Genomic DNA, 26,561 nt, shown 5'->3' with positions numbered 1-26,561 from the left:
CGCCCCATGACTTCATGGGGCTGAGATGTCCGTGCTCCGTGCTTTACGCAGCCCCGCTGCGCACCCGTCCGCCTTCCCAGCCCAGCATGGCCTGCTTGCGCGTCAGGCCCCAGTGATAACCGGTCAATTCGCCGGAGCGACCTATCACGCGGTGACAGGGCACGACGAAGGAAAGCGGGTTCTTACCCACCGCCGCGCCCACGGCACGCGAGGCCTTGGGATTGCCGATATGGCTGGCGATATCGCCATAGGTGGTGGCCCGGCCCATCGGGATGTTCAAGAGCGTACGCCAGACGCGGACTTCGAAATCGGTGCCGATCATCACCACGTTGAGCGGCCTGTCGGCCTGCCAGCGGCTCGGATCGAAGATGCGACCGGCATAGGGCGCCGTCACCATCGAATCCTCGCGCAGTTCCGCGTTGGGCCAGCGCTTGCGCATATCGGCCAGCGCAACGGCCTCCTCGCCTGGATCGGCAAAGGCGACACCGGCGAGCCCGAGCGGGGCCACCATCACCAGTGCCGTGCCGAAGGGCGAGGGATGGAAGCCATAGGAGATGGTCAGGCCCGCCCCGCCGGTCTTGAAGGCGCCGGGCGTCATCGCCTCATGGGTCACGAACAGATCGTGCAGTCGCGCCGGCCCGGACAGGCCGAGCTCATACGTGGCATCCAGGATCGAGGCTGAATCGCGCAGGAGGTCGCGGGCCCGGTCGAGCGTTACCGCTGCCAGGAAATCCTTGGGCGTGATGCCGGCCCAACGCCGGAAGAGATGGTGGAAATGCGAGACCGACAGGCCGACATGACCGGCAATGTCCTCGAGCGAAGGCTGGTGCTGCGCCTTCCTGGTGATATAGGCGACCGCCTTGCGGATGCGATCATAGTCCTCGGGCGAATTGGCAAGGGGCGAAGCCAGCGGCACTTCGGCAAAATCGGGCAGGGTTATCGACATGGAACCTCTCCAGGCACAATTACTTGTACCCTGGATAGACCTGCTTCAACGGGCTTCCCACCCGAAAGCTGCGATGGGGCTGTCAGACGCGCCGGGCCTTGTTCAGAGCCCGGGAGAAGGCATCCGCAAAATCGCCCTTCTCGGAAGCACCGAGGAAGCGGGCGATTTCCACCTCACGGCCACGCTGCACCAGAGCGAGGCGCATCACGCCGAACTCCTCGTGCTCGTCGCGCTGCAGCCGCACCCAGCGCGGATTGAAGATCCACTCCCGGCGCTGCCCCTTGGGATCGATGCGCGAGAACAACAGCCGGACGGGCGTCAGCAGCACGTGTTCGCGCAGCCTGGCCCCCCGATAATTGAGCTTGAACATCACATAGAGCAGGCCGACATCGAGCCCGAAAAAGCCGACCACCGGCCAGGCTCCCATCATATAGAAGGGGATGGAGAGCAGCGTCGAGGCAAAGCCGACCACGACGAGGAGGTTGCGAAAGCCCCGCGGCCCGAGCGAGCGATGCGGGTAGAGCACCGCGTCGAAGACCGGCTCTTCCAAGGCCACCCCCGAGGATATCTCCAAGGGTGTTTCTTGGCGCTTTTCCTGGGGCATTTTCGGGTTGGCGCTTTGCATGGCGGCCCACTATAAGCCTTTCATGCCCCGCCGCCAGACTCAAATCCCCACCCTGTCCGTTGCCTCCCCTGCGACAAAATCGGCAGGCCGGACCAAGGCGAAGGCCAATGCCGCCGCGGCCTCCGCCGGCACCCAGCGCGCAGCTTTGCCGCAAGCCGAGATCACCGAGATCTTCCGGCGCTTTTCGCAGGCAATGCCCGAGCCCAAGGGCGAGCTCGATTATGTCAACGCCTATACGCTGCTGGTGGCGGTGGTGCTTTCGGCCCAGGCGACAGACGTCGGCGTCAACAAGGCGACCAAGGCGCTGTTCGCCATCGCCGACACACCGAAGAAGATGATCGCTCTCGGCGAGGAAGAACTGATCGGCCATATCAAGACCATCGGCCTATTCCGCACCAAGGCTAGGAACGTCATCGCCCTCTCCCGACTGCTGGTGGACGAGCATGGCGGCGAGGTGCCACGCTCACGCGAGATTCTCGAAACCCTGCCGGGCGTCGGCCGCAAGACGGCCAATGTCGTGCTCAACATCGCTTTCGGCCTGCCGACCATCGCCGTGGACACCCATCTCTTCCGGGTCGCCAACCGCACCGGCCTCGCGCCCGGCAAGACGCCGCTGGCGGTGGAATTGGGCTTGGAGAAGGTGGTGCCGGCGACCTATGCGCGCCATGCCCATCACTGGCTCATCCTGCATGGACGCTATGTCTGCAAGGCGATCAAGCCCGCCTGCCCCGCCTGCCTGATCCGCGACATCTGCCTGTTCGAGGACAAGACGACGGCGTGATGCCCGGGGGATTCAACCTGGACACCAGGCACAGCCCTCAAAATACACGCATCAGTTGAATCAGCATATTTTTGTGGCGCTTCGGCGATTTCAGGACTTCTATGGCCAATGGGGGGCTTCCTTGGCGACGTTCATTACGTCGATCCAAGCAAATGGCGCTGCGGAAATGACCAAGACTGTCCTTTCCCTGCGGCCAACCGATGGTCATAAGGGAGAAATCGCTTGCCTCTCAGTTCACAGCAGAAAAAGACTGTCCTTGCTTCCTTCCTGGGTTGGACCCTCGACGCCTTCGATTTCTTCCTCCTGACCTTCCTGCTCACGGATATCGCCGCGGAATTCCAGGTCGGCGTTCCCGCCGTTTCCGAAGCCTTGTTCTTCACCCTGGCGACCCGTTTCATCGGCGCCTTCATCTTCGGCAGGCTCGCTGACAAATTCGGACGCAAGCCGATCCTCATGCTCAACATCGTCAGCTATTCGGTGATCGGTGCCCTGGCGGCCTTCTCGCCCAATCTCATGGTGTTCCTCATCCTGCGCGCCATCTTCGGCATCGCCATGGGCGGCGAATGGGGCCTCGGTAGCTCACTCGCCATGGAATCGATCCCGCCATCGGCCCGCGGCATGGTTTCCGGCCTGCTCCAGGCAGGCTATCCGACCGGCTACCTCCTGGCGGCAATCGTCTACGGCCTGATCTACGGCCAGAACATCGGTGGCCATGTGGTCGGCTGGCGCACCATGTTCCTTCTCAGCTTCCTGCCGGCGCTGATCGTGCTCTTCATCCGGTCGCATGTTCCGGAATCACCGGCTTTCACCGAGGCCAAGGACCAGGCGAAGCCCGGCCTCATGGAAACTCTAAGCCGGCATTGGGGCATCGCCCTCTATGCCGTGGTGCTGATGATGTTCTTCAACTTCTTCAGCCACGGCACACAGGATCTCTATCCGACCTTCCTGAAGAAGCAGCACGGTTTCGATGCTCATACGGTGAGCTGGATTACGATCGTCGCCAATATCGGCGCCATTATCGGCGGCCTATTTTTCGGAGCCTTGTCCGAGAGGATCGGTCGCGTCAACGCTATCACCATCGCCTGCTTGATTGCGCTACCTTCTCTCTCGTTGTGGGCGTATAGCACCACGCCCGCGATGCTCGCCATTGGCGCCTTCATCATGCAGATCTCGGTGCAGGGCGCCTGGGGCGTCATTCCGGTGCATCTCAACGAACTGTCGCCGGGCTCCGTGCGGGCGACGCTACCCGGCTTCATCTATCAGGCCGGCAATCTCGCTGCGTCCTATGGCGGCCCCTACCAGGCCGGCATCGCCGAAGCGCCCGGCAACAGTTACGGCTATGCACTGGCCCTTTTCGCAGGCGTCGTCGCCGTTTGCATCATAGTCGTCATTCGCTTCAGCCCGGAACGGCGCGGGCAGGTGATGACCGTGCTCGAATAGCACGCGTTTCGCGATAGATCTTCCGGGACCGCCGGCATCCCTGCCGGCTCTTCCTTTCCCGTACGCGCATCGCTTCCGAGAGCCGGCAATCGCGACATGCAAGCATGCCGCTGAGATGCCGGCGGTCCCAGGAGTGTCTCAGCCCGCTTTCGGATTGACGCCTCGCGCGCGGCATCCTATCTGCCTGACATGGCCATCAAACCGATCATCATCCTGCCCGATTCAAAGCTCCGCCTCGTCTCCGCGCCGATCGAGCGCGTCGATGCGGAACTGCTCCAGCTCGCCGACGACATGCTGGAAACCATGTATGACGCGCCCGGCATCGGCTTGGCAGCGATTCAGATCGCCGTGCCGCGCCGCTTGGTGGTCATCGACCTTGCCAAGGAAGACGAGCCGCCGGAACCGCATGTCTTCATCAATCCGGAGATCGTGTGGTCGTCGGAGGAGCGCAGCGTCTACGAGGAAGGGTGCCTCTCCATCCCCGACTATTATGCCGAGGTCGAGCGCCCGGCAACGGTGCGCGTCGCCTATATCGACCGCGAGGGCAGACAAGCCGAACTGGAGGCCGATGGGCTGATGGCGACCTGCCTGCAGCACGAGATCGACCATCTCAACGGCGAATTGTTCATCGATCACATTTCCAAGCTCAAGCGCGACATGGTGATCCGCAAGTTCACCAAGGCGGTCAAGACCGGCGAACTGCCGCAGTTCAAGCGGGAAAAGCGCGAGCGCGAAGCTCCCCGTCCGGCGGAAGGCTGAGGCCTTGCGCGTCGTCTTCATGGGCACGCCGGATTTCGCCCGCCCCGTGCTGGCCGAGATCCTCAGCCAGGGCCACGAGGTCGTCGCCGTCTATACGCGGCCGCCAGCTCCGGCCGGCCGCGGCATGGCCCTGGCGCCCTCGCCAGTGCACAGACTGGCCGAAGGCTTCGGCATTCCAGTATTCACGCCCAAGAGCTTCCGCGACGAGGAGGTGATCGCCACCTTCGCCGGCCTCGGCGCCGATGTCGCCGTTGTGGTCGCCTATGGCCTGATCCTGCCCAAGGCGGCCCTGGAGGCCCCGGCGGAAGGCTGCCTCAATTTGCACACCTCGCTGCTGCCGCGTTGGCGCGGTGCCGCGCCGATCCAGCGCGCCCTCATGGCCGGCGACAGCAAGACCGGCGTGATGGTGATGCGCATGGAAGAAGGCCTCGATACCGGCCCTGTCGCGCTGGCTGACACCGTCGAGATCGAGCCGGACATGACGGCCGGCGAGTTGCATGACCGCCTCTCCCTGCTCGGCGCCGACCTGATGGCCCGGGCGCTCGGCGCCCTCTCGCGCGGCACGCTCACCTTCACGGCCCAGAGCGAAGAGGGCGTGACCTACGCCCGCAAGATCGACAAGGCCGAGGCCCGCATCGACTGGTCGCGCTCGGCCGAAGAAGTCCATAATCACATTTGCGGTCTTTCTCCCTTCCCCGGCGCCTGGTTTGAAGCCGATTGGGGCCAGGGCCCGCAGCGGGTGAAAGCGCTGCACGCCGCGCGCGCCGAGGGTTATGGCGTGCCCGGCACGCTGCTCGACGACGAATTGACGGTCGCCTGCGGCACCGGCGCGATCCGCCTTCTCCAGGTCCAGCGCGCCGGCAAGACCCCGATGGGCGCCGCCGAATTCCTCAAGGGCGCGCCACTGGTGCAAGGGTCGCGGCTGGCGTGACCGGCCGGCTTCTGCGCGCCAGCACGGTCGCCAGGTGATCGAGCGCGGCGCACAGACACCAATAGACCGCACCGACGAACAGGAAGATCTCGCTTGGATAGACCATCGCCCTGTTGTTCACCTGTGTCGCGACGAAGGAAAGCTCCGGCACGCCGATCACATAGGCGAGCGAGGTATCCTTCACCAATGCCGTCCACTGATTGACGAATGAAGGGGCCATGGCGCGCAGCGCCTGCGGCAGGACGATCAGGCCGAGAATGCGCCAGCGCCCGAGGCCGAGGGCAAGGCCGGCCTCCCATTGGCCGGGGCCGATGCTGCCGATTCCCGCCGCGACGGCATGGGAAAGGTAGGCGCCCGATATCAGCGACAGGGCCATGACTACCGTGCCGATCTCGGGCGCCGAAATCCCCAGCAGGATCGGCAGCAGGAAATAGCTCCAGAAGATCAGCATGATCACCGGAATAGCGCGGAAGAAGCCGATGACGACTACCAGCACCGTCTTCGCCGGCCCCCGGCTCATGGCAAGGGCGATGCCGAGCACCAACCCGAGCCCTGCCGAGACGATAGCCGAGAGCACCGACAGGATAAGGGTGAGCGCCAATCCGCCGATCGGCCCCACGGGCCACGCGCCGACCAGCAGATAATCGAGATTGTCCCAGACGACCGCGAAATTCATGCTCGCGCCGCTGCCCCATTGAAGCGGCGGCTGCGCGCCACGGCGTGGCCCGCCGCTTCGGTGAGGGCGACGGCACCGACATACAGCAGCGTCGCCACGCCGAAGGCCTGGAAGGTGAGGAACGTCTCGGTCTCGACCTGGCGCGCCGCATAGGACAGTTCGGCAAGGCCGATTGCCATGGTGAGAGACGAATTCTTGATGGTGTTGAGATACTGGCCAACCATCGGCAGCCAGGCGATGCGGACAGCCTGGGGCAGCACCACCAGGAGGAAAACGAGCTGCGGCGTGAGGCCGAGCGCCAACGCCGTTTCCCGCTGCGCCGGGGCCACGCCATTGATGCCAGCGCGCAGTTCCTCGGCGATATAGGCACCGGCATAAAGCGTCAGGGCAAAGAAGCCCGCCAACGTCTCGAAGGCAGGCCAGCCGAGCCGCACGACACCGAGCTCGACGACATGCGGCGTGTTCAGCCAGGTCATCAGTCCTGCCGGCATCAGCGCGGAGGCGCCGAAATACCAGAAGAACAACTGCACGAGCAGCGGCGTGTTGCGGATGATGCTGACATAGACAGTCGCAATTGCCCTTGCCAGTCGGTTTTCGGCGAGTTGCAGGCCGCACACCACGACGCCGAGCGCAGAGCTGGCGATGCACACCGCCAACGATAAAGCCAAAGTGATGCCGAAACCCTGGATCAGCCAGACCAGATAGCGCAGCGCCATGGGCTCGCCGAATATGCCCATTTTGTTTTCCTCAAACGATCGAACGCAAAAAGCCGCGCGGGGGACCCGCGCGGTGTCGGAAACTTTCAAGCAATGTCAGGGAACTAGCTCTTGTCGCCGATCTTGAACAAGCGGGCCAGAGGCTGCGCCGATTTCGGGCCGAACCAGACATCGTAGATGCTGGCCGCCTTGCCGTTCGCCTCGAGCTCGACCAGCGTCTGGTTCACCACCTCGACCAGGCGCTTCTCACCCTTTGGAATACCGACGCCGATATAGTCGTTGGAGATGGTGAAGGAGGGGATCTCGTAATTCTCCTTGTCGGGCACATTGGCCAGCAGGCCGATCAGCTTGGGGCCGTCCTGGGTGATGGCCTGGACATTGCCGTTGCGCAGGGCGGTGAAGGCGAAGGGCGTATCGTCGAAGGAGACCACGACGGCCTTGGGGAAATCGCGGCGCAGCACGATCTCGTTGGTCGTGCCCTTGTCGGCGCCGATGCGCAGGCCGTTGAGCTGGTCGGGCGAGGAGAGCGTACCCTTCTTGGCCAAGAACTGCTGGCCGGATGAGAAATAGGGAATTGAGAAATCGAGCTGCTTGGCGCGCTCCTCGGTGATGGTGAAATTGGCCAGCACGAGGTCGACCTTGCCGGAGGTGAGCAGCGGAATGCGGTTGGCCGGGTTGGTGGGACGCACTTCCAGCTTCACGCCGAGCTTGTCGGCAAGAGCCTTGGCATAATCGACGTCGAGGCCGGCAATCTGCTTGGTCTTCGGGTCGACGAAGCCGAAGGGTGGATTGGCGTCGAAGGCCGCGACCCTGAGGACGCCGGCCTGCTTGATGTCGTCGAGGCGGTCGGCATGGGCAACGCCGACCGCGCCGGCGGCCAGGAGGGTGGCAAGTACGAATGTCGCAAATCTGCGCATGTCACGATGTCCGTTGGAAATATTTTGAATTCGCGGCGGCCGGGCGGGGCCGGCTGTCGCGAGACCACCAAGGCATTTGGTGCTTTGGCTCATCTTCAATTATTAGTCTATAAAATCAATAGAAAAAATATATTGAATTTGTGACCTGTCGATACCTCCTGGCACGGACAGCGATCGCCCGGGATCTCAGCAGTGCCTTCCGCACCCGATGGCGGGTAAAACCTCACATACTGGTGACTCTCGTGCCCGATTGGCGTAGAGGCCTGACTTCAGCAACGAAGTACCCGAATGCCGCGTTACAAGCTCCTGATCGAATATGACGGCACGCCCTATGTCGGCTGGCAGGCCCAGGCCAATGGCCGATCCGCGCAGCAGGCGATCGAGGAGGCCATTCTGGCTTTCACCGGCCAGACCCTGCGCATCCAGGGGGCCGGCCGTACCGATGCCGGCGTGCATGCCACCGGGCAGGTTGCCTCGGTGATGCTGGCCAAGGATTGGAGTACGGACAGGGTGCGCGATGCCCTCAACGCCCATCTCACTCTGCAGGACGACTATGTCACCATCCTGGCCGTCGAGCAGATGCCTGACAGTTTCGATGCCCGCTTTTCCGCCAAGGGTCGCCGCTATCTCTATCGTCTGATCGACCGCCGTCCGCCTCTGGCGCTGGAGCGCCACCGTGCCTGGCACATCCGCAAGGCCCTGGACGCCGAGGGCATGCATCATGCCGCGCAGGGCCTGATCGGCCATCACGACTTTACCACCTTCCGCTCGGCCGACTGCCAGGCCCAGAGCCCGATGAAGACGCTCGACCGCCTCGACGTGGCGCGCGTGGGCGACGAGATCCATGTCGTCGCCACTGCCCGCTCCTTCCTGCACAACCAGGTCCGCTCGATGGTGGGATCGTTGCGCAGGGTCGGCTCCGGCGACTGGAGCAAGGCGGATCTGGTCGGTGTGCTGGAAGCGCGCGACCGTACCCGCTGTGCCGCGCTGGCACCGCCGCATGGGCTCTATCTCACCGGCGTCGATTACTGATCTCCCTCCGCGACAGCAGCGGAGCTGGTTCAGAATCGGATCCGATGTTGTAGGAAACTCGCGCCCCTTTCTGGCACGATGCTCAAGCTGCGAGGCCGTCCGTGATCACCTGTCATCTGAAATATGTCATCGACCCCTGGAAGGTCGACGCCTTCGAAGCCTATGCGAAAGCCTGGATTCCCGTGGTCAATCGCATGGGTGGTACGCATCACGGCTATTTCCTGCCGCATGAAGGCGCAAGCGACATCGCCTACGCCCTGTTCAGTTTTCCCAGCCTGGCCGCCTATGAGGATTACCGCCGGCGCCTGGCCGTGGATCCGGAATGCCAGGCCATCCTGGCTGAGGAAAAGCAGATCCGCAGCATCCTGCGCTATGAACGCAACTTCCTGCGACCGGTCCTGGGCTGACGTCACGGCCTCGCGCACTTCGCATAGGAATTGGAGCGGACGAGCGATCCGTCCTGATCGCATCTTGCTCCAGGGAACAGGAGGTCCCGGTGGATCTGGAGGCCCAGCGCGCCCTGATGCTCAGCGGCGCCGTGTATAACGACCTGACACCCGAACTGATCGCGGCCCGTGCCAAGGCGGTCGAACGCACTGACGCCTATCACCGGAGCATTGGCGAGCCGGCCGAAGCGCGCGAGGCCATTCTGAGGTCACTCCTGAAATCGGTCGGCCCGGGCGCTCTGTTCGAGCCGAGCTTTCGCTGCGAGTTCGGCTTCAACATCAGCCTCGGGCGCTCCTTCTACGCCAATTTCGACTGCGTGATTCTCGATGGCGGTGGCGTCGAGATCGGAGATCATGTGCTGTTCGGGCCACGGGTCGGTATTTACACCGCCAATCATGCCATCGATCCGATCGAGCGGGCCGCCGGCGCCTGCCAGGCCAAACCGGTGCGGATCGGCAACCGGGTCTGGATCGGCGCCGGCGTCCATATCAATCCAGGCGTGAGCATTGGCGACAATGCCATCATCGGATCGGGCAGCGTGGTGACCCGCGACATCCCGCCAAACGTGATTGCCGCCGGCGTTCCAGCCCAGATCATCCGCGCTATCGCCGATGCCGATCGCACGGGCTTCAGGCCCTGACATGGCCGTTGCATTTCGATGACAGATCTGCCTCGCAATGCGGTCTTACGACCCGACCGCTAGAGGCCGGCCTTCGGCTTACGTCCGGCCAATAGCGTCCGCAATCCGGCCTTGCGATCGATGGCGCCAAACAACCAGCAAAGGACGAGGTAGAACGTCAGGCCGCCGCCGCAGAGAAGGGCCAGCGCCGCCACTCGTAACGCCAAGGGCTGCCCTGAGATCAGCCAGCTCTCCATGACCTGCGCCACTCCATAAACGGCGGCCAGCATCAGGATAGCGGCGGCCACGATCCTGGGCAGTCGCAAACGGGCAGACGGATCGAGTTGCAGAAATCCGCCTTGCCAAGTCACCAGGAGCAGCAGGACGAGGTTGATCCAGCCTGACGCCGCGGCGGCGACGGCGATGCCGGTCTGGCGCCAGACTGGAAAGAGGGCCAGGGACAGGATCACGTCGGCGATCGCGCCGATCAGGGCGATCACGAAAGGCAGGCGCATGCGGGCACGCGCGAAGAACAGCGGCTGCAATACCTTGGCCCCGGCGAAGGCCGGCAGGCCGACCGCAAAACCCGCCAGGGCCCAGGCGGTGGCGCTGCTGTCGCTGGCTGTGAAGGCGCCGCGCTCGAACAGCACGGAGACGATGGGACCGGCCAGAATGATCAAGGCCAAGCCAGCGGGCAGGCTGAGAAAAGCTGCGAATTCGACCGCCCGGCTCAGGATGCCGCTCTCGGCTTGCCGGTCGCCTCGGGTGCTGGCCCGGGCGAGTTCCGGCAGCAAGGCATTGCCGAGCGCCACCGCAATGATGCCCAATGGAAGCTGGTAGAGGCGGTCGGCATAATAGAGCCAGGTGACGGCGCCGGGATCGGCCGAGGCCACGATCAGGCCGATGAAGGCATTGACCTGCGTCGCCCCCGCCGTCAGCACGCCGGGCAGCGCCAGCAGGAAAAAGCGCCGGACCGCGGGGGTCCAGCGGGGCCTGACCAGGCGCAACCGCAGGCCGGCCCGATGCAGCGCAAAGAAGACCAGAGCGCCCTGGGCGAGGCCGCCGATGAAGATAGACCAGGCCAGCAGGCGCGCCAGGGCCTCCTGGTCGAGCTGAACCAGCAAGGGCGCGCCGAGCAGGGTGGCGATGGTGACGACATTGACGAGGGCCGGCGCATAGGCGGCGGCCGTAAAGCGGCCGTTGACGTTGAGTACCGCAGAGGCCACCACCATCACGGCCGTTGCCAGGCAATAGGTGAAGGTGATGCGCGACAGGGCGACGGCGAGGTCGACACGACCGCCCCCCTTCCCGAAGCCAGGTGCGATCAGTTCGATCAGCAGCGGCATCGCCATGAGAGCCAAGGCCGAGAGCAGGAAGAAGACCAGGGCGACCTGGGTGAAGACCTGGTCGGAAAAGGCCTCGCCCTCGCCTCGACGCTCCGCCTCGGCATGCAAGGGCACGAAAGCCGTGTTCACCGCCCCTTCGGCAAACAGCCGGCGCATCAGGCTGGGCAGGCGGAAGGCGACCACGAAGGCATCCGCCACCGGCCCGGCGCCAAGCGCCGCCGCCACCATGGTGTCACGGATGAAACCGAGAATGCGGGAGGCGAGGGTGGCGAATCCAACCGAGGCAGCGTTACGCAGGAAGGCCATCAGAACTCCGAACGACAGCGACGGCAGCGGTTGCATCGCAACTCTTTCTTGCCGCAACGCAACACATCGCTATAGTCCGCGCCGCAAAACAGAGATACTGCATGCCCAAATCCCCTTCCAGCGCGAAACCTCGTTTCGACGTTCTCACCATCGGCAACGCCATTGTCGATGTCTTTGCCCAGACCGAAGACGATTTCCTGGTCCGCGAAGGCCTCGCCAAGGGCGCCATGATCCTCACCAGCGAGGAACGGGCCGACCATCTTTACGCCGCCATGGGCCAGAGCGTCGAGATTTCGGGCGGATCGGCCGCCAACACGGCCGTGGGTGTCGCTTCCCTGGGCGGCAAAACCGCCTATTTCGGCAAGGTGAAGCAGGACGAGGCCGGCAAGGTCTTTACCCATGACCTGCGCGCCCAAAGCACGCATTTCCAGACGGTGCCGCTGAGCGAGGGGCCCTCGACCGCCAAGAGCTTCATCTTCATCACGCCCGATGGCGAGCGCACGATGAACACCTATCTCGGCGCCTGCCACCTGCTCGGGCCCGCCGATATCGAAGAAGACGTCGTGCAGGGCGCCGCCATCACCTATATGGAAGGCTATTTGTGGGATCCCCAGGATGCCAAGGACGCCTTCCTGAAAGCCGCCGACATCGCCCACAAGGCCGGGCGACGCGTCGCGATCACTCTGTCCGACTCCTTCTGCGTCGACCGTTTCCGCGGCGAGTTCCTCGACCTCATGCGTTCGGGCGTGGTCGATACCGTGTTCGCCAACACCCAGGAGATCAAGTCGCTCTACGAGACCTCCGACTTCGAGACGGCGCTCGCCCAGGTCGAGAAGGATTGCCGCCTCGCCATCGTGACGCGGTCGGAAGACGGCGCGCTGGCGATCGAGGGCGGCACGCGCGTCTCCGTACCGGCTTTCCCGATCGACAAGCTCGTCGATACCACCGGCGCCGGCGATCTCTTCGCCTCGGGCTTCCTGTTCGGCCTCGCCCGCGGCCTGCCGCATCTGGCCTCGCTCAAGCTGGGCGCACTGGCCGCCGCCGAGGTGATCCAGCATGTCGGCGCCCGCCCGCAGACCAATCTGCGGGTGATGGCCCAGGAAAATGGACTTCTCTGACGAGAGCCAAGGCATCATCGAGAAAAGCCGGAAGGCTTTTCTCGAGCAGCGTCAGGCCTTGTAGAGGCGCAGCGGCGAGACCTTTTCGCGCCGGATGACGCCTCCCGCCTCGAGGTCGAGTTGCACGGCCTTGACCCACCAGCCTGCCTTCGCCCCGCCGGGATAGAGATCCTGCGGCAGCAGGGCCGGTACCGCGTCCTGGACCTGCGCAACGGTCAAGCCCGGCTTGCTGTCCGGCAGAACGGCCAGCATGGCCCACTTCATTGCCACATACAGGACTGCATCCGCCGGCCGGCCCTTGCGAGGGTGATTGACGTTCAACAGCTCGATCCTGCTTGCATTCGTCAAGATTGAATCCTCCCGCTTGCGACGTCCTTCATTGGCAGGGACGCGCATCCCGGAACGTTCCCGACATCACAAGCGCGAAAAGGCCAGCTTCAATCCCAGCCCTGCAAAAGCCAGTGCAAAGCCGCGGCGCAGCCAGAGGAGCACGGCTGGCCGCCGCGCCACCTGGTTCCGGACCGCCGAAGCACAGGCGCCATAGGCCAGGAAGACCAGGAAGGTCAGGGCCATGAACCAAAGGGCGAGTTCGTTCATCGCGGCGATCGGGCTGGCCGTGCCGGGCGGTATGAACTGCGGCAGGAAGGCGAGGAAGAAGAGCGACAGTTTGGGGTTGAGGATGTTCAGGAGCACGCCCTTGAGGATGATGCGGGCCGGTTGCAGGCGCTGCCGATCTCCTGAAAGCTGCAGGCTGCTGCCGTCACGCCAGACGCTCCAGGCCATGTAGAGGAGATAGGCGGCGCCAAGATAGGTCAGGGCCTGGAAGGCGACGGCGCTGGCGTGCAGCAGCGCTGCCAGGCCCACGATCGCAGCGGCGAGATGGGGCAGGATGCCGAGCGTGCAGCCGAAGGCGGCCAAGGCGCTGGCGCGCCAACCCTGGCTCAGCCCGAGAGCCAGCGTATAGAGCACGCCGGTGCCGGGCAGGAGGATGACGACGAGCGCGGTGACGAGATAGTCGAGGGACATGCGGAGGCTCCGGTGGAAAACCACAGGAATGCCCCGATGGCGGCAGGCCCGTCTTGAACGCAATTGCAGCGTGTGGGGCTGATTCAAAGAGCCCGTGCCGCCGCATAGGTGCCGGGCGAGATGCCGTAGCTGCGTACGAACAGGCGGGTCATGTGGCTCTGGTCGGCGAAGCCGCTCGCCGCAGCGGCCTCGGCGAGCGCCATGCCGCGCGCGATATGGCGCCGCGACAGCTGGAGACGGCGCTGCATCAGATAGGCGTGCGCCGTCATGCCGGTTGCCCTCGCGAAGCCGCGGACCACCTGAAAGCGGCTCAGCCCTGTCAACTGCGCCAGGTCGAACAGGGATAAGGGCGCGACTGGATCGCTATCGATGTAATCGCGGGCAATTCCGATGGCGCGAGGCACGGCGGAATCGGGAACAGCCACGCCGCTGATCCGGGCCAGCAAGATCAGCAAGGTTTCGTCGCGGCAAAGAACGGTGGCGTCCCTCGTCCCAGTGTCGATGAGGCCCTGGAAAAGCCTGGCGAAAAGGCTGGCAATCCGCCGGTCCCGTACCACTGGATCGGCGAGTTCGAACGTTGCGCCGCCGCCTTCGCGGATGTCCCCGATCGCCTCTGCCATGAGAGCTGGATCGAAATAGAGCATGCGCCAGGCCCGGCCGCGATCGCCGATGGGGCTGCCATCATGTATCTCGCCCGGATTGACCGTGATGACGTCTCCCTCAGCGGCCTCGACCGGGCCGCGCCCGCTGGCCGACTTCTGGCTGCCGCGATCGATCAGGCCGATGCCGTATTGATCATGCATGTGGCGCGGAAAGCTGTAGCTGCTTTGGGCTATTACCGCGTCGATCCCGGCCATGCCGGAGGCTCGTGCGGTGAACAGGCCTCGCGCGCCCATGCCGGCCGCCTAAGACGAAGAAGACGGTTTGCCGCCTTGCAGCAGCCGCCCGGCGGCGATCCCGAGGCATTCCTCGAAGGCGGCAAGGTCCTCGAAGAGCTTGCCGGGCGCCGCAGAGCGGGTGACGAACGCGCCGCCACGTGCCTCGATACCACCGTCCAGCATCAGATTCTCGGCCATGTCGAAATCCTCGACCGCCAGCCCATCCGAGCCGCGTGGCCGGCCCTCGGCATCATCAGCGACCTTGCCGCCATAATAGACCTGCAGCCGCTCGAAATGCGATTGGGCCACATTGGAGAAGGCGAAGGCCGGGCAGCCACGCGCGCACATGAAGCCGAGTTCGTAGACCGTGCCGGTATCGGCGGCGATGCCGCGGAAGGGCGTGAGGTTGGCGATGATCGCATCGGCACTCAGCATCAGCTTTTCATTGACGGCGCTGATCGCGAGGCCGAAATCGCGCTTGGTCGGCTGGGCCGGGATTTCCAGGTCACCGGGCGAGACCGGGATAAAGCCATAGCGCCGCGTGAGCTCGATCTTGGCGTCGAGCACCGCCCGGGCATTGGGCAGGAAGACTTCGGGACCGGCCAGATAAACGCGCATCGTATTCCTTCCTGAGTGGGGCGCTACAGCATCTCCGGCAGCACCTTGTCCGGCGGGCTGTGCCCGTCCATGAAGGCGCGGATATTGACGATGACCTTCTCGCCCATGTCGGTACGGCCCTCGATGGTGGCCGAGCCCATATGCGGCAGCAGCACCACGCGTCCGCTCTTGGCGAGCTTGACCAGGCGGGGATTGACCGCCGGTTCATGCTCGAACACGTCGAGCCCGGCCCCGGCGATCTCGCCGGCATCGAGCATCTTGGCAAGCGTGGTCTCGTCGATTACCTCGCCGCGCGCCGTGTTGACGACCAGGGCCTCGCGCTTGAGCAGCTTGAGCCGCCGGGCCGAGAGCAGATGGTAGGTCGCCGGCGTATGCGGACAGTTGACCGAGATGATGTCCATGCGGGCCAGCATCTGGTCGAGCGAATCCCAATAGGTCGCTTCCAGTTCCGCCTCGATGGCGGGGTCGACATGATGGCGGTTGTGGTAATGCACCTGCAGGCCGAAGGCCTTGGCCCGGCGCGCCAGCGCCTGCCCGATGCGGCCCATGCCGATGATGCCGAGGCGCTTGCCGGTGATGCGGCGGCCGAGCATCCAGGTCGGCGACCAGCCTGGCCAGGCATTGTCGCCTTCGGGAATCACCCGCGCGCCCTCGGTGACGCGCCGGGCCACGGCGAGAATCAGTGCCATGGTCATGTCTGCGGTGTCGTCGGTGAGCACACGCGGCGTATTGGTCACGGTGATCTTTCGCGCCACGGCAGCCTCGACATCGACATTGTCGACGCCATTGCCGAAATTGGCGATCAGCTTGAGGCTGCTGCCGGCGGCCTCGATCAGCGCCTTGTCGATGCGGTCATTAATGGTGGGCACCAGCACGTCGGCGGTTTTCACCGCCTCGATCAGCGCCTCCTGCGACATCTTCTCGTCGGTCAGGTTGAGCTGCGCGTCGAACAATTCGCGCATGCGGGTTTCCACGCTGTCCGGCAGGCGGCGTGTGACCACGACCCGCGGTTTTTTTCGTAACGACATGCCGACCTCCCGCAAACTTTAAGACGGCGTTCACCGCCCTCAGACAAACTGCACCGATAAGCCCGCAGCCCGTCGCTGTCTTTCCTCTAACAGACAGGCAAGCGCAGCAACAGAGGTGGTTGCGGGCGAGTGTGTGCGTCGAGGTCCGGCATGTCCTATTACGAAGAAGAAGCGCCCCGTTTAAGTCCCATTGCCAAGATCGGTTTTGCTGGCGCCTTCTGTGCCCTCATCGTCGCTGGCGGGGTCTACTATCTTCACCACAAGCGCCTGAAGCAGCCGGCAGGCTCGGTCACCGAAGGCATCAGCGCCGATACGCTTGCCGACCCCACCGTAGCCGCCTTCATCGCCGGCGCAGGCAAGGCCGCCATTCCGGATAAGCAGGCCGATGACGTCACCGGCTCGCTGCCCGATCCCAAGTCGGCAGCCGGAGACCGGTCCGGCAAGGATCAGCTCGGGCCGGTCTCCGGCCTGCCGATGCCACGCTTCGTCAGCCTGAAGCCCGACAGGGTGAATGTGCGCCAGGGTCCTTCGCGCGACCAGACCGTGTCCTTCATCTACCAGAAGTCCAATTTACCGGTGGAAGTGATCGCCGAATTCGAGAACTGGCGGCGCATCCGCGACGCCGACGGCTCCGAAGGCTGGGTGCTGCAGAACCTGCTCTCAGGCAAGCGCACAGCCCTGATCGCGCCCTGGTCCAAGCAACAGACGCTGCCGCTCCGTGCCACCGCCGACGCCAAGGCGACGGCCGTCGCCATGCTGCAGCCCGGCGTGCAGGCCTCGATCAAGAGCTGTGCCTCTAACTGGTGCCGCATCCAGGGCGAAGGCTTCGACGGCTGGATCCAGGAAAACAATCTGTGGGGCGCTTATCCCGGCGAAGCCGTCGACTGAGACGGGACCGGTGCCGCGCCTTCGCCTGATGATCAACGGGATCGCCTCCCGCGAGCAAGCCGGCGCGGCGGTCGAGGCCGGCGCTGACGCCATCGGGCTCGACCCTTCAGCCTTTCCGCAGGCGGGGCCGGAAGGCAGCGAGGCGCTGGCGGCGATCGCACTCGCTCTTCCGCCGGCGGTCACGCCGATCCTGGCCACCCCGGCGCTGACGGCCGGTACCGTGGCCCAGCAGGTCGATGCATCAGCGGCGCTCGCCGTCCGCCTTGCAAGGCCGATCGCCACCAGTGAATATCCCGGCCTCAAGCGCATCATCCGTGGCCGCAAGATCATCCAGTCGATCGATCCAGCCCACAGCGATGCCAGCGCCCTGGTGGAGACCTATGCCAGCCTTGCCGATGCGCTGCATCTGAACCTCGATGACGCGGACGATCTGGGCGCCTGCCGACATTTGATCGAGTTGGCAGGCCTGCCCTGCTTTCTCGGGCTGACGGATCCGGCACTCCTCCCGGCCGCCGCCGCGCTACAACCCCACGCCATCGATTTCGTGCTCGTCGGCGAGGATGGCTTCGACCCACCGGCCTTGCACCGCTTCGCTGCAGCGCTCGCGGCCCTATGAATTTACCTAAAACGATGCAGGGGGACATTCTGTGCCGATCTCGCACCGCTCCGGCGAGGCCCGTATAAAGGGCGAGACGCCCACAGAAAACGCCCCCGTTGCGATCCGGCCCGTCCTGCCGCTACGATGACGCCAGAAACCGGAGCCGCCGATGACGAGAGCATTCCTCCTCGCCGTAACAGGCCTCGCCTTTCTTGGCCTGTCCGCGGCCCATGCCGAAACCGTGACCCAGAAGGCCGGCCGCGACGGCACGCTGAAGGCCAGGGATGACGATCCCGCCATGAAGGCCGCGTTCGCCAAGGCGCAGGAAAGCCTGCCCGACTTCATCGACGCCCTGGACGGCAACGTCACCGGCGCCAGCGACTTCGCCGTGAAGGTGCCGATCATCCAGGGTGCCCAGACCGAATATTTCTGGCTCAACGAGGTCAGCCACAGGGGCGACCGTTTCACCGGCAAGATCAACAACCGCCCGGAACTGGTGGGCAATGTGACGTTCGGCCAACAGCTCACCTTTCTCAGGAGCCGGATCCGGGACTGGGGCTATTACCGCGACGGCAAGCTGAAGGGCAATTTCACCACCTGCGCCCTGCTGGCCAAGGAGGATCCGCGCGAGGCCCAGGAGTTGAAGGACCAGATCGGCCTGACCTGCGAGGGCCCGCCCTCGCCGCAATGAGGCCGGCCATTTCTCCCTGCGAAGCCTGAACTCGAAAATCGCCGAAGGTGACAAAGGTCGGGGTTCGTACAATCTTTCGCTCGGGCTCTGCCGGCGCGCCATGCCTCACCCCATCGTCTCGAAGCGCCGGTGCGGCCAGGGATTCACGCCGTCCTGCAGCCAGGCGAGTGTGTCCCGCCAGAAGCCGGCGCGATGCCGGTCATGGAACAGGCTGAAATGGCCGATCTCGGCTAGGTCGTAGTCCTGCGGCAGCAGGCGCACCGCTGTCGTGGCGCTGGAGCTGTAATAGGCCAGGGCACGCCGGATGGCAGGCACAGTGCCGAATTCATCATCCGACGCCGTCACCGCCAGGATCGGCGCGGAAACCGCGGCAAAGCGCGCGAGGACCTCCTCCCGCTCCTTGCGTGGATGGCTGTCTTCCACGCGCCGGCGGCGGAAACTCCATTCGAGAGCGATTCCGGCCGGCAGGTCTTCGAGCCAGCCCAGCCGCCGGCCCGGGAAATAGCCGTATATCGCGGTAAGCAAGGGCATCAGCACATGCCAACGCCAGAGCAATTGGAGACGGTGGCTGCGCGCATAATCGGGCCAATAGGCATATTGGGCGCCGACGGTGAGCATGCGATCGATACAGGCGGCATTACCAGCGAGTCCCGGCAGGAAGCCGCCGATGCTATGGCCGACCACGAAGAGAGGCCCATCCGGCCGGCGCTGCCTGGCAAAACCCAGCACGGCCTCGAAATCGCGCGTTCCCCACTCGCTCCAGCGATAGCCGCAATGCTTCAGATCACCCGGGCGTGACAGGCCGATGCCGCGATAGTCATAGGTGATCGCATCGAAACCGTGTTCGCCGAGAAAACGGGCATAGCGATGGTAATAACGGGCAAGCACGCCTGTCGCGGCATTGATGATGACCGTGCCCGTTCTTCGTCCACCACCCGCCGGCCAGAGGTGGCCGCCAAGAACGACCCCGTCCCCGCAGATGATTTCGACCGGTTCGGCCGGCGCCGTGTCCATAGCCATTGCCATCCCTTGCTCGAACGAAGGGTTAGCACGGTTTCCAACAATGATTATACTCACTAGTCAGTATACATTGGAGGCTGTGCCATGCCTGCATCCGCGACCACCACGCGCGAGCGCATTGTCAGCGCCGCGGCGCGCCTGTTCTACGACAAAGGCATTCGCAATGTCGGCGTGGACGCGGTCGCCGCCAAGGCCGGCATCACCAAGCGCACGCTCTATTATCATTTCACCAGCAAGGACGATCTGATCGCTGCCTATCTGGCGGCCCGCGACCAGCCCAACCTCGCTCTGTTCCGGCGATGGTTCGACGAGGCGCAGGGGGACGTTGCCTCCAAGGTCGAGGCCATCTTCCGCAATCTCGCCGTCGCGGCCCGTCATCCGCGCTGGAAGGGATGCGGCTTCCTGCGCACCGCCGCCGAACTCGCCGACCTGCCCGGCCATCCCGCCATCAAGGTCGGCGCCGCCCACAAGAAGCGCTTCGAGGGCTGGCTGCGGCTCGAATTGGAGCGGGAGGCCCTTGCCGACGCCGGCCTGCTCGCCCAGCAGGTCGTGCTTTTGCTCGATGGCAGCTTTGCCGTCGTGCTGCTGCACCGCGACCCCGACTATATGGAAGCTGCCGGCAAGGCGGCGGCCACATTGATCACCACGGCGCTCGGCAACAGGACTTCCCGCACACCCGCCGCGGCCTGACCTTCAATAGCCGGCAAATTATATCTCTTCGCGTTTAATATTCCATGCAGGAAAGGGCCAAGACCGCCATGACGAGCCACACTCCCAAGGATCCCGGTTTCGAGGCGCTGGTCACGGCGCTTCAGACCTATTTCGACGGGCTCTATCACAGCGACACCGAGAGGTTGCGCCATGTCTTTCATCCCCAGGCTCTCTATGCCTGCGCCAGCGAAGGAGGCCTGACGCATCTCGGCATGGCCGAATATTTCCCCATGGTGGACAAGCGTCCTTCACCCGCAAGCCGCAACGAAGAACGGGCTGACAGGATCGTGTCCATCGAATTCGCCGGTCCGGTCACGGCCTTTGCCCGGGTCGAATGCGCGATCGGGCCGAAGCATTTCACCGATCTCCTGACCTTCGTGCATCTCGATGGGCGCTGGCAGATCATCTCGAAGGTCTTTCACTTCGACCTACGTCCGTGAACCCGGCCGCATCCGGTCCCGTCAGATAGAGACAAATCGGCGGCAGCCGCCGCACATCTGGCTTCCTATACCTTGGATAAAACTGATTGCAAAATTAAATCGGTTTGACTAGCTTCTGGACCGGTTTCAATATGCAATCAGACCGGAGAGGAAACGACATGTCGAAACTCATCGTCCGGGGCTTTTCCCTTTCGCTCGATGGCTATGGCGCCGGCCCCGACCAGAGCCTCGACAATCCCCTCGGCGTGAATGGCACCAAGCTGCATGGCTGGGCCTTCGCCACCCGGACTTTCCGCAAGATGTTCGGACAGGAAGGCGGCGAGGCGGGCATCGATGACGATTTCGCCGCCCGCAGCATGGACAATCTCGGCGCCTGGATCCTCGGCCGCAACATGTTCGGTCCGGTTCGCGGCCCCTGGCCCGACACAAGCTGGAAAGGCTGGTGGGGCGACAGTCCACCTTATCACGTGCCGGTCTTCGTACTGACCCACCATGCCCGTGACCCGATCGAGATGGAGGGCGGCACCGTGTTCCATTTCGTCACCGACGGCATCGAGTCGGCCCTGCGGCAGGCCAGGGCGGCCGCCGGCAACAGGGATGTGCGAATCGGCGGCGGCGTTGCGACCATCCATCAATATCTCAAGGCCGGCCTGATCGACGACCTGCATCTTGTCACCTCGCCGGTGTTGCTCGGCAAGGGGGAGAGCTTCTTCGCCGGCATCGACCTGCCGGCCCTGGGCTATCGCGTCACCGACCGCGTCCCGACACCACAAGCCACCCACCTGACCATCGTCCGGGAGTGAGGCATATTCGAAGACCCGCACTCAGCCCTGCCGCACCTCTTCCCAATCCAGTTCGAAGCGCGCCAGATATTTGCGCAGGCGATCGGCATCGTTCGAGCTGGCCTTGGCCTGTCGCGATGCCGCGAACAGCACGCGCCCGGCCGCGCTGAGGGAGGAACTGGCGCGGCAGACGCGAACCACCTCGGCCAATTGCACCTGGTCAAACCGGTCGATGCCGGCAACGCGCTCCTCGCCGACGAGGTCCGCGAGCAGCCTGTCCGTGCCGTCGCCGTCACCCGCTCGCCAAAGCCTGACGAGGCGGGCGATCTCCTCGACGACCCCCTCCTCGGTGATGCGCCCGCCCGGTGCCAGCGTCGCCATGCGAGTGACGGAGGCGGAAAGATCGCGGAAATTGGCGGTCCAGCGCGCTTCCGCCGCCGTCGCGAAGGCAAGGTAGCGGGCACGCGCCTCACGGTTGAAGGCGATGTTCTCGCCCTCGCGTTCGGCGTAGCGCGTGAGTTCGAAGTCGAGATTGGGTTCGATATCCTCGCGGCGCGCGGCAAGGCCCGGCAGTTCGAAGGTCCAGAGGTTGAGACGGGCCAGCAAATCCTCGCGAAACTTGCCCGAACGCACGTCGACCGACAGATCGCGATTGGTCCCGGCAATCAATTGAAAATCGCTGGCCGTCTCCTTGTCGGCGCCAACAGGCAGGAAGCGTTTCTCCTCGATCGCCCTGAGGATCATGGCCTGTTCGTCGAGACCAAGCTCGCCGATCTCGTCCATGAACAGCAACCCGCCATCGGCCGCACGCAAGAGACCGGCCCGATCGGTCTGGGCGCCGGTGAAGGCGCCCCGCACATGGCCGAACAGCGCCGACATCGTATGATCGCCACGCAAGGTGGCGCAATTGACCTCGACGAAACCGCCCGAGAGCTGCCGCCGCGCCTGCTTGAGCTCGAAGATGCGGCGGGCCAGCAGCGACTTGCCGGCGCCGGTCGGCCCTGTCAGCAGCACCGGCGCGCGCGAGCGCATCGCCACCCGCTCGATCTGGTCGATCATGGCGTTGAAAGCAGTGTTGCGGGTGGGGATACCGGATTTGAGGAAGGAAGTCGCCTCATGCGTCTCCGCCCTGAAACGACTGGCGATGGCATCATAACGCGAAAGATCGAGATCCACGATCGAATAGGAGCCGGCGACGCCTTCGCCCTGGCGCTTGGGCGGCGAGAGCTGGATCAGTTTGCCGGGCACATAATGGGCCTCGGTCAGCAAGAACCAGCAGATCTGGGCGACATGGGTGCCGGTGGTGATGTTGACGAGGTAATCCTCTTCCTCGGCATCGAAGGGATAGGCCTTGGCGAAATCATAGAGAGCCCCATAGACCTCCTGGAAATCCCAGGCATCGGCGAGATTCATGATGTGCCTGACCACCTGCGTATCCGGCGAAATCACGGCGATGTCGCCTGTGATCCGCTCGGCCAGCGACGTCGCCCTGATATCGTGGATCAATTCGAGGCGGTCGATGGGCAGATCCCCCTGCTGGCAAAGCGCCACTGTCGGCCGCCAGCGCTCCCAGCGCTTGTCACGCTTGCCGCTGTCCAGGCTGACGCCGAGGAACCCGATGGCGACACGCTTTTTCATGAGTCCTCCACAGGCGCAGGCTCACAGAAGAGATACCATGATATAATACTATATCCAATATTCTAAGGTGGTACCATTCCTCCACCGACTTCATGAAGCGCAGTGAATTGGGTATGTAAATTTTTATCCTTTAAAATCAATATCTTGTAAAATAAATCGTCGCCTCTCATTCGACTTGGCACGCTCCCTGCAAAGAGATCCTCGTAACGAACGAGGATGATTGCCATGGCAAATAAGTCGCTGTTTGCCTCCTTTGTGGGGAAGATGCTGCCGAAGACCGATGCGGCCAACAAGCACGGTGCCCCGGCCTATCAGTTCACGCCGCGCCACGCGCTGGCCCAGCTCGCCGTCACCGGTACGCTGAACCGCACCTTCTATGCGAGCGCCACCGCGCAGCTCGACGAGACGCTCAAGGCGGTCTGCGAGGTGGAGAGCGTGTTCATCGCCAAGGCGGCCATCTATGCCCGCCAGCGCGGCCATATGAAGGATATGCCGGCTCTCCTGCTCGCCTATCTCTCGATGCTGCAGACGGGCGATTTCGCCAAGGCGTTTCCGCGCGTGGTCGATAACGGCAAGATGCTGCGCAATTTCGTGCAGGTGATGCGGTCGGGTGCCGTCGGTCGTAAGTCCCTCGGGACCCGGCCGAAGAAGCTGGTCCAGGCCTGGCTCGAGACCGCTTCGGACATCGAGATCATGCGTGCCAGCGTGGGCAACAATCCCTCGCTCGCGGATGTGATCAAGATGGTCCACCCCAAGCCCGCCGGCAAGGCGCGCGAGGCACTCTATGCCTGGCTGATCGGGCGTCCCTACGATGTAGAGGCGCTGCCTGACATCGCCCGGGCGTTCGAGGCCTTCAAGCAGGATCCGTCGCTGCCGGTGCCGGCCGTGCCGTTCCAGATGCTCACCGCGCTGCCGCTCACCCGGCAGCACTGGGCCGGTATCGCCGACAAGGCCGGCTGGCAGATGCTGCGGATGAATCTCGCCACCTTTGCGCGCCACGGCGTGTTCGAGGTGGAGGGCTTCGCCGAAAAGCTTGCCGCGCGGCTTGCCGATCGCGAGGCCATCAAGCGGGCACGGGTGTTCCCGTATCAGCTGATGATGGCCTATGCGCAGGCCGGGCAGGACATCCCGCCCGTGGTGCGTGAGGCGCTGCACGATGCGATGGAGACCGCGGTCGCCAATGTGCCCGCGATCGAGGGCCGCGTGGTCGTCTGCCCGGACGTGTCGGGTTCGATGTCCTCGCCGGTCACCGGCTATCGCAAGGGTTCGACCACGCAGGTGCGCTGCATCGACGTGGCCGGCTTGGTGGCGGCTTCGGTGCTTCGGGCCAATCCGTCGGCCCGGGTGATCCCGTTCGAGCAGACCGTGGTCCGCGTGGACCTCGAGCCGCGCGACACGGTGATGACCAATGCGCGCAAGCTTGCCTCCATCGGCGGCGGCGGCACCAACTGCTCGGCGCCGCTGGAGAAGCTGGCGAACGAAAAGGCCAAGGTGGACCTGGTGATCTTCGTCTCGGACAACCAGTCCTGGATCGATGCGCGCCGGGGCGGCGAGGCCACGCAGATGATGAAGCAGTGGGAGCGGGTGAAGACCAGCAATCCCAATGCCAAGCTGGTGTGTCTCGACATCCAGCCCTACACGACCACCCAGGCGCAGGAGCGCGCCGATGTGATGAACATCGGCGGCTTCTCGGATGCGGTGTTCAACACCATCGCGGCCTTCACGAAGGGCGAGATGAGCGCCGAGCACTGGGTCGGCGAGATCGAGAAGATCGAGCTCTGATGCAACATGATTTCCGGCCGGCGGCTTCACGCTGCCGGCCGGAGCCTAAGGTGTACGGCAATGGGCCACGGCAAATGTCGACGGAACTACAGACTGCGAATCCCGGGGTTGCGGGTTCAAATCCCGCTGCGGCGCAAGCTGCATAGCTCAATCGGTTAGAGCACGGACCGCCGCAAGGCGGTAACGTTTCGTCACTCTTGTTGTCGTGGCTTCCACTGCCAGAGCAAGGCGCGTTTCAGCAAACGCTTTTGGAGATTTAATACCGGACGCGGCGAATGCCGGCGGAACTACAGCCTTCACGCTCCAGGACGCGGGTTCGATTCCCGCCAGGCCGCAAGGCCTGTAGCTCAGTGGATAGAGCAGGATGTTTCGTCACTCTCGTCGCCGCGGCCCAACATGACATTTTGCAGCAAGCGGCGAATGCCAGTGGGACTACAGGTTAGAGCGCCCTTTCATCAGAGGGGGAGGTCGGCGTTTTCGATGGCGCCCCGCGCAAGCGGTAGCTCAGTCATTGTCCCCCTTCAAACCTCGTCGCCGCACGCACCTCGACTGAAAGGAATTTCGACACGTCACGGCAAATGCCGATGGGAATACAATGTCGCCAAAGCATGGGCGCCGCAGCCGGACAAGCTGTACCCGACTCACCGTTATCGGGAGCCCATTCTCATCCCTCTCGTCGCCGTGGCCCAAACCTTGAACGACACCGCGCAGAGCGGCGAATGCCGATGGAACTACATGGTCCTCCTGGTTCGAATCCGGAACCTTGCGCCAGGCCGAAAGGCTCCGCGCGGGTGAAGAGGTTTCATCCCTTTCGTCGCCGCGTCTGCCCGGCATGATTTGGAACGTTGCGGCGAATGCCGGCGGAACTACATGGCTATTCCCCAAGTGATGCGGGTTCGAGTCCCGTCGGGTCCACCATGCGGGCCCGTAGCTCAATGGTAGAGCATATGTTTCGCCATCCTCGTCGCCGCAACGTCTTCCTTTCTTATTCCCACTAGAAGGGATGTCGACCAAGCCCGCCCCTTCGCTCAGTCCATTGAACAAACCCATAACAGCCAAGGAGGTAGACAACCCGATAGTGATTGCCGAGATTGCGGTATCGAGGTGAACTCCATGATTTTCTGGATCGTGAATGCGGTTGGATTGGCGATCGCCTATCTTTTCGGTTCCACGCCCACGGGCTATCTGGCGGGGAAACTGCTCAAGGGCATCGATATCCGGGAGCATGGCTCCAAATCCACCGGGGCAACGAACGTCTTGCGAACCCTGGGAAAATGGCCGGCGCTGACGGTACTCCTAGTGGATGTGCTGAAAGGCGCGGGGGCGATTGCCTTTGCTCTCTGGTTCTATCCTTGGTCTTATACATTGCCGTCCGTCACGCCACCGACGGCGCTTGATCAGCAAACATGGGTTCCCTGGGCGGTTTGCCTGGCCGGGCTTGCCGCATTGTTGGGACATAGTCGTTCGATTTGGCTCAACTTTGTGGGTGGCAAGTCTGTTGCGACCGGACTCGGCGTGCTGCTGGCGATCTCTTGGCCTGTTGGCCTGGGTGCCCTGACAGTTTTCGCCATCGTGCTGGCTGTTTTTCGTATTGTTTCCCTTGGCTCCATGCTCGCGGCCTTGACCGCGATCATCCTCGCCTGTGCCTTGGAGCAGCCCTTGCCGTATCGGCTCCTGGTGATCGCAGGCAGTCTTTATGTGATCGTGCGCCATCGCGCCAACATCCAGCGGCTGCTCACTGGGACAGAGCCTCGCCTAGGGCAAAATAGCCCTGGACCGAAAACGGAAACTCAAATTTAAGG

At 63.8% G+C, this 26,561-nt stretch carries 29 protein-coding genes; 16 read left to right on the top strand and 13 right to left on the bottom strand.

All coding sequences use genetic code 11. The annotated features are described in order from the left end of the window. Positions 1–43: 43 nt before the first annotated feature. Positions 44–946, bottom strand: a complete 903-nt coding sequence (locus ACZYTC_RS22350; RefSeq protein WP_434958327.1) for a methylated-DNA--[protein]-cysteine S-methyltransferase — start codon at positions 944–946, stop codon at positions 44–46. Between the two features lie 82 nt (positions 947–1,028). Next, entirely contained in the window at positions 1,029–1,520 is a 492-nt protein-coding gene (locus tag ACZYTC_RS22345; RefSeq protein ID WP_434958328.1) for a DUF2244 domain-containing protein, read from the bottom strand. A 49-nt stretch (positions 1,521–1,569) separates the two neighbouring features. Between ACZYTC_RS22345 and nth the strand changes: the two genes are divergently transcribed. The 4 genes from nth to fmt all read left to right on the top strand — a co-directional run bounded on the left by nth (position 1,570) and on the right by fmt (position 5,482). Beyond that, positions 1,570–2,352 carry an endonuclease III gene (nth, locus tag ACZYTC_RS22340; protein WP_488990557.1) on the top strand — a complete coding sequence of 261 codons (783 nt, stop codon included), beginning with the start codon at positions 1,570–1,572 and terminating at the stop codon, positions 2,350–2,352. Between the two features lie 222 nt (positions 2,353–2,574). Continuing rightward, the gene (locus ACZYTC_RS22335) at positions 2,575–3,792 is read left to right on the top strand and encodes an MFS transporter (RefSeq protein ID WP_434958330.1); all 1,218 of its coding nucleotides are present in this window, start codon (positions 2,575–2,577) and stop codon (positions 3,790–3,792) included. Positions 3,793–3,981: 189 nt separating this feature from the next. Next, positions 3,982–4,551: a peptide deformylase gene (gene def / locus ACZYTC_RS22330; protein WP_434958331.1), complete on the top strand. Its 570-nt coding sequence runs from the start codon at positions 3,982–3,984 to the stop codon at positions 4,549–4,551. Between the two features lie 19 nt (positions 4,552–4,570). After that, entirely contained in the window at positions 4,571–5,482 is a 912-nt protein-coding gene (gene fmt, locus ACZYTC_RS22325; RefSeq protein ID WP_488990655.1) for a methionyl-tRNA formyltransferase, read from the top strand. Here the strand turns inward: fmt and ACZYTC_RS22320 are convergent. The 3 genes from ACZYTC_RS22320 to ACZYTC_RS22310 form a co-directional block, all read right to left on the bottom strand. Next, positions 5,442–6,158, bottom strand: coding sequence for an amino acid ABC transporter permease (locus ACZYTC_RS22320; RefSeq protein WP_488990556.1), 717 nt, complete (start codon positions 6,156–6,158; stop codon positions 5,442–5,444). The two genes, fmt and ACZYTC_RS22320, sit on opposite strands and share 41 nt — an antisense overlap. After that, positions 6,155–6,895: an amino acid ABC transporter permease gene (locus ACZYTC_RS22315; RefSeq protein WP_488990555.1), complete on the bottom strand. Its 741-nt coding sequence runs from the start codon at positions 6,893–6,895 to the stop codon at positions 6,155–6,157. The genes ACZYTC_RS22320 and ACZYTC_RS22315 overlap by 4 nt, the downstream gene beginning before the upstream one ends. A gap of 83 nt (positions 6,896–6,978) precedes the next feature. Further along, on the bottom strand, positions 6,979–7,791 hold the full coding sequence (locus ACZYTC_RS22310; RefSeq protein ID WP_434958334.1) for an ABC transporter substrate-binding protein: 813 nt from the start codon (positions 7,789–7,791) through the stop codon (positions 6,979–6,981). A gap of 288 nt (positions 7,792–8,079) precedes the next feature. On the opposite strand from ACZYTC_RS22310, the gene truA reads away from it, so the two are divergent. The 3 genes from truA (at position 8,080) to ACZYTC_RS22295 (ending at position 9,910) form a co-directional block, all read left to right on the top strand. After that, a complete protein-coding gene (gene truA, locus ACZYTC_RS22305) occupies positions 8,080–8,823 on the top strand; it encodes a tRNA pseudouridine(38-40) synthase TruA (protein ID WP_434958335.1) in 744 nt (247 codons plus the stop codon). Between the two features lie 101 nt (positions 8,824–8,924). Then, on the top strand, positions 8,925–9,230 hold the full coding sequence (locus ACZYTC_RS22300) for an NIPSNAP family protein (RefSeq protein ID WP_434958336.1): 306 nt from the start codon (positions 8,925–8,927) through the stop codon (positions 9,228–9,230). 89 nt (positions 9,231–9,319) lie between these two features. Continuing rightward, entirely contained in the window at positions 9,320–9,910 is a 591-nt protein-coding gene (locus tag ACZYTC_RS22295; RefSeq protein ID WP_441771155.1) for a sugar O-acetyltransferase, read from the top strand. Positions 9,911–9,969: 59 nt separating this feature from the next. Here the strand turns inward: ACZYTC_RS22295 and murJ are convergent, their stop codons facing one another. Then, positions 9,970–11,541 (bottom strand): murein biosynthesis integral membrane protein MurJ, encoded by a 1,572-nt coding sequence (gene murJ, locus ACZYTC_RS22290; protein WP_441771154.1) that lies wholly within the window; start codon positions 11,539–11,541, stop codon positions 9,970–9,972. A gap of 101 nt (positions 11,542–11,642) precedes the next feature. Between murJ and ACZYTC_RS22285 the strand changes: the two genes are divergently transcribed. Next, complete coding sequence (locus tag ACZYTC_RS22285; RefSeq protein ID WP_434958339.1) at positions 11,643–12,659, top strand: adenosine kinase; 1,017 nt, start codon at positions 11,643–11,645, stop codon at positions 12,657–12,659. 51 nt (positions 12,660–12,710) lie between these two features. Here the strand turns inward: ACZYTC_RS22285 and ACZYTC_RS22280 are convergent, their stop codons facing one another. From ACZYTC_RS22280 to ACZYTC_RS22260, 5 genes are all read right to left on the bottom strand, one after another. Then, positions 12,711–13,007, bottom strand: a complete 297-nt coding sequence (locus tag ACZYTC_RS22280) for a DUF6958 family protein (protein ID WP_488990554.1) — start codon at positions 13,005–13,007, stop codon at positions 12,711–12,713. A gap of 66 nt (positions 13,008–13,073) precedes the next feature. Then, a complete protein-coding gene (locus tag ACZYTC_RS22275) occupies positions 13,074–13,685 on the bottom strand; it encodes a LysE family translocator (protein ID WP_441771152.1) in 612 nt (203 codons plus the stop codon). An 83-nt stretch (positions 13,686–13,768) separates the two neighbouring features. Then, positions 13,769–14,581: an AraC family transcriptional regulator gene (locus ACZYTC_RS22270; RefSeq protein WP_488990553.1), complete on the bottom strand. Its 813-nt coding sequence runs from the start codon at positions 14,579–14,581 to the stop codon at positions 13,769–13,771. Positions 14,582–14,590: 9 nt separating this feature from the next. Continuing rightward, positions 14,591–15,181 (bottom strand): nucleoside 2-deoxyribosyltransferase, encoded by a 591-nt coding sequence (locus ACZYTC_RS22265; protein ID WP_488990552.1) that lies wholly within the window; start codon positions 15,179–15,181, stop codon positions 14,591–14,593. 23 nt (positions 15,182–15,204) lie between these two features. Further along, complete coding sequence (locus ACZYTC_RS22260) at positions 15,205–16,209, bottom strand: 2-hydroxyacid dehydrogenase (protein ID WP_434958344.1); 1,005 nt, start codon at positions 16,207–16,209, stop codon at positions 15,205–15,207. A gap of 150 nt (positions 16,210–16,359) precedes the next feature. Between ACZYTC_RS22260 and ACZYTC_RS22255 the strand changes: the two genes are divergently transcribed. From ACZYTC_RS22255 to ACZYTC_RS22245, 3 genes are all read left to right on the top strand, one after another. After that, positions 16,360–17,097 carry an SH3 domain-containing protein gene (locus ACZYTC_RS22255; RefSeq protein WP_488990551.1) on the top strand — a complete coding sequence of 246 codons (738 nt, stop codon included), beginning with the start codon at positions 16,360–16,362 and terminating at the stop codon, positions 17,095–17,097. A 10-nt stretch (positions 17,098–17,107) separates the two neighbouring features. Then, complete coding sequence (locus ACZYTC_RS22250) at positions 17,108–17,713, top strand: hypothetical protein (protein WP_488990550.1); 606 nt, start codon at positions 17,108–17,110, stop codon at positions 17,711–17,713. Between the two features lie 151 nt (positions 17,714–17,864). Then, complete coding sequence (locus tag ACZYTC_RS22245; protein WP_488990549.1) at positions 17,865–18,386, top strand: YegJ family protein; 522 nt, start codon at positions 17,865–17,867, stop codon at positions 18,384–18,386. Between the two features lie 105 nt (positions 18,387–18,491). On the opposite strand, the gene ACZYTC_RS22240 is transcribed toward ACZYTC_RS22245, so the two are convergent. After that, on the bottom strand, positions 18,492–19,412 hold the full coding sequence (locus ACZYTC_RS22240) for an alpha/beta hydrolase family protein (RefSeq protein WP_488990548.1): 921 nt from the start codon (positions 19,410–19,412) through the stop codon (positions 18,492–18,494). Positions 19,413–19,490: 78 nt separating this feature from the next. Here ACZYTC_RS22240 and ACZYTC_RS22235 point away from each other — a divergent pair, with 78 nt between their 5' ends. The 3 genes from ACZYTC_RS22235 (at position 19,491) to ACZYTC_RS22225 (ending at position 21,360) form a co-directional block, all read left to right on the top strand. Further along, positions 19,491–20,096 carry a TetR/AcrR family transcriptional regulator gene (locus tag ACZYTC_RS22235; protein WP_488990547.1) on the top strand — a complete coding sequence of 202 codons (606 nt, stop codon included), beginning with the start codon at positions 19,491–19,493 and terminating at the stop codon, positions 20,094–20,096. Between the two features lie 68 nt (positions 20,097–20,164). Continuing rightward, positions 20,165–20,557 (top strand): nuclear transport factor 2 family protein, encoded by a 393-nt coding sequence (locus tag ACZYTC_RS22230; protein WP_441771146.1) that lies wholly within the window; start codon positions 20,165–20,167, stop codon positions 20,555–20,557. Between the two features lie 158 nt (positions 20,558–20,715). Then, positions 20,716–21,360 (top strand): dihydrofolate reductase family protein, encoded by a 645-nt coding sequence (locus tag ACZYTC_RS22225; protein WP_488990546.1) that lies wholly within the window; start codon positions 20,716–20,718, stop codon positions 21,358–21,360. A 21-nt stretch (positions 21,361–21,381) separates the two neighbouring features. Here the strand turns inward: ACZYTC_RS22225 and rtcR are convergent, their stop codons facing one another. Continuing rightward, entirely contained in the window at positions 21,382–22,977 is a 1,596-nt protein-coding gene (gene rtcR, locus ACZYTC_RS22220; RefSeq protein ID WP_488990545.1) for an RNA repair transcriptional activator RtcR, read from the bottom strand. 225 nt (positions 22,978–23,202) lie between these two features. On the opposite strand from rtcR, the gene ACZYTC_RS22215 reads away from it, so the two are divergent. Further along, positions 23,203–24,759, top strand: a complete 1,557-nt coding sequence (locus ACZYTC_RS22215) for a vWA domain-containing protein (protein WP_488990544.1) — start codon at positions 23,203–23,205, stop codon at positions 24,757–24,759. Positions 24,760–25,872: 1,113 nt separating this feature from the next. Next, a complete protein-coding gene (gene plsY, locus ACZYTC_RS22210) occupies positions 25,873–26,559 on the top strand; it encodes a glycerol-3-phosphate 1-O-acyltransferase PlsY (protein ID WP_441771143.1) in 687 nt (228 codons plus the stop codon). Positions 26,560–26,561 lie beyond the last annotated feature (2 nt).

The organism is Labrys sp. F242 (assembly GCF_057813875.1).
The sequence above is the reverse complement of the archived record's forward strand: the minus strand, read 5'-3'. Positions and strand labels throughout refer to the sequence as shown.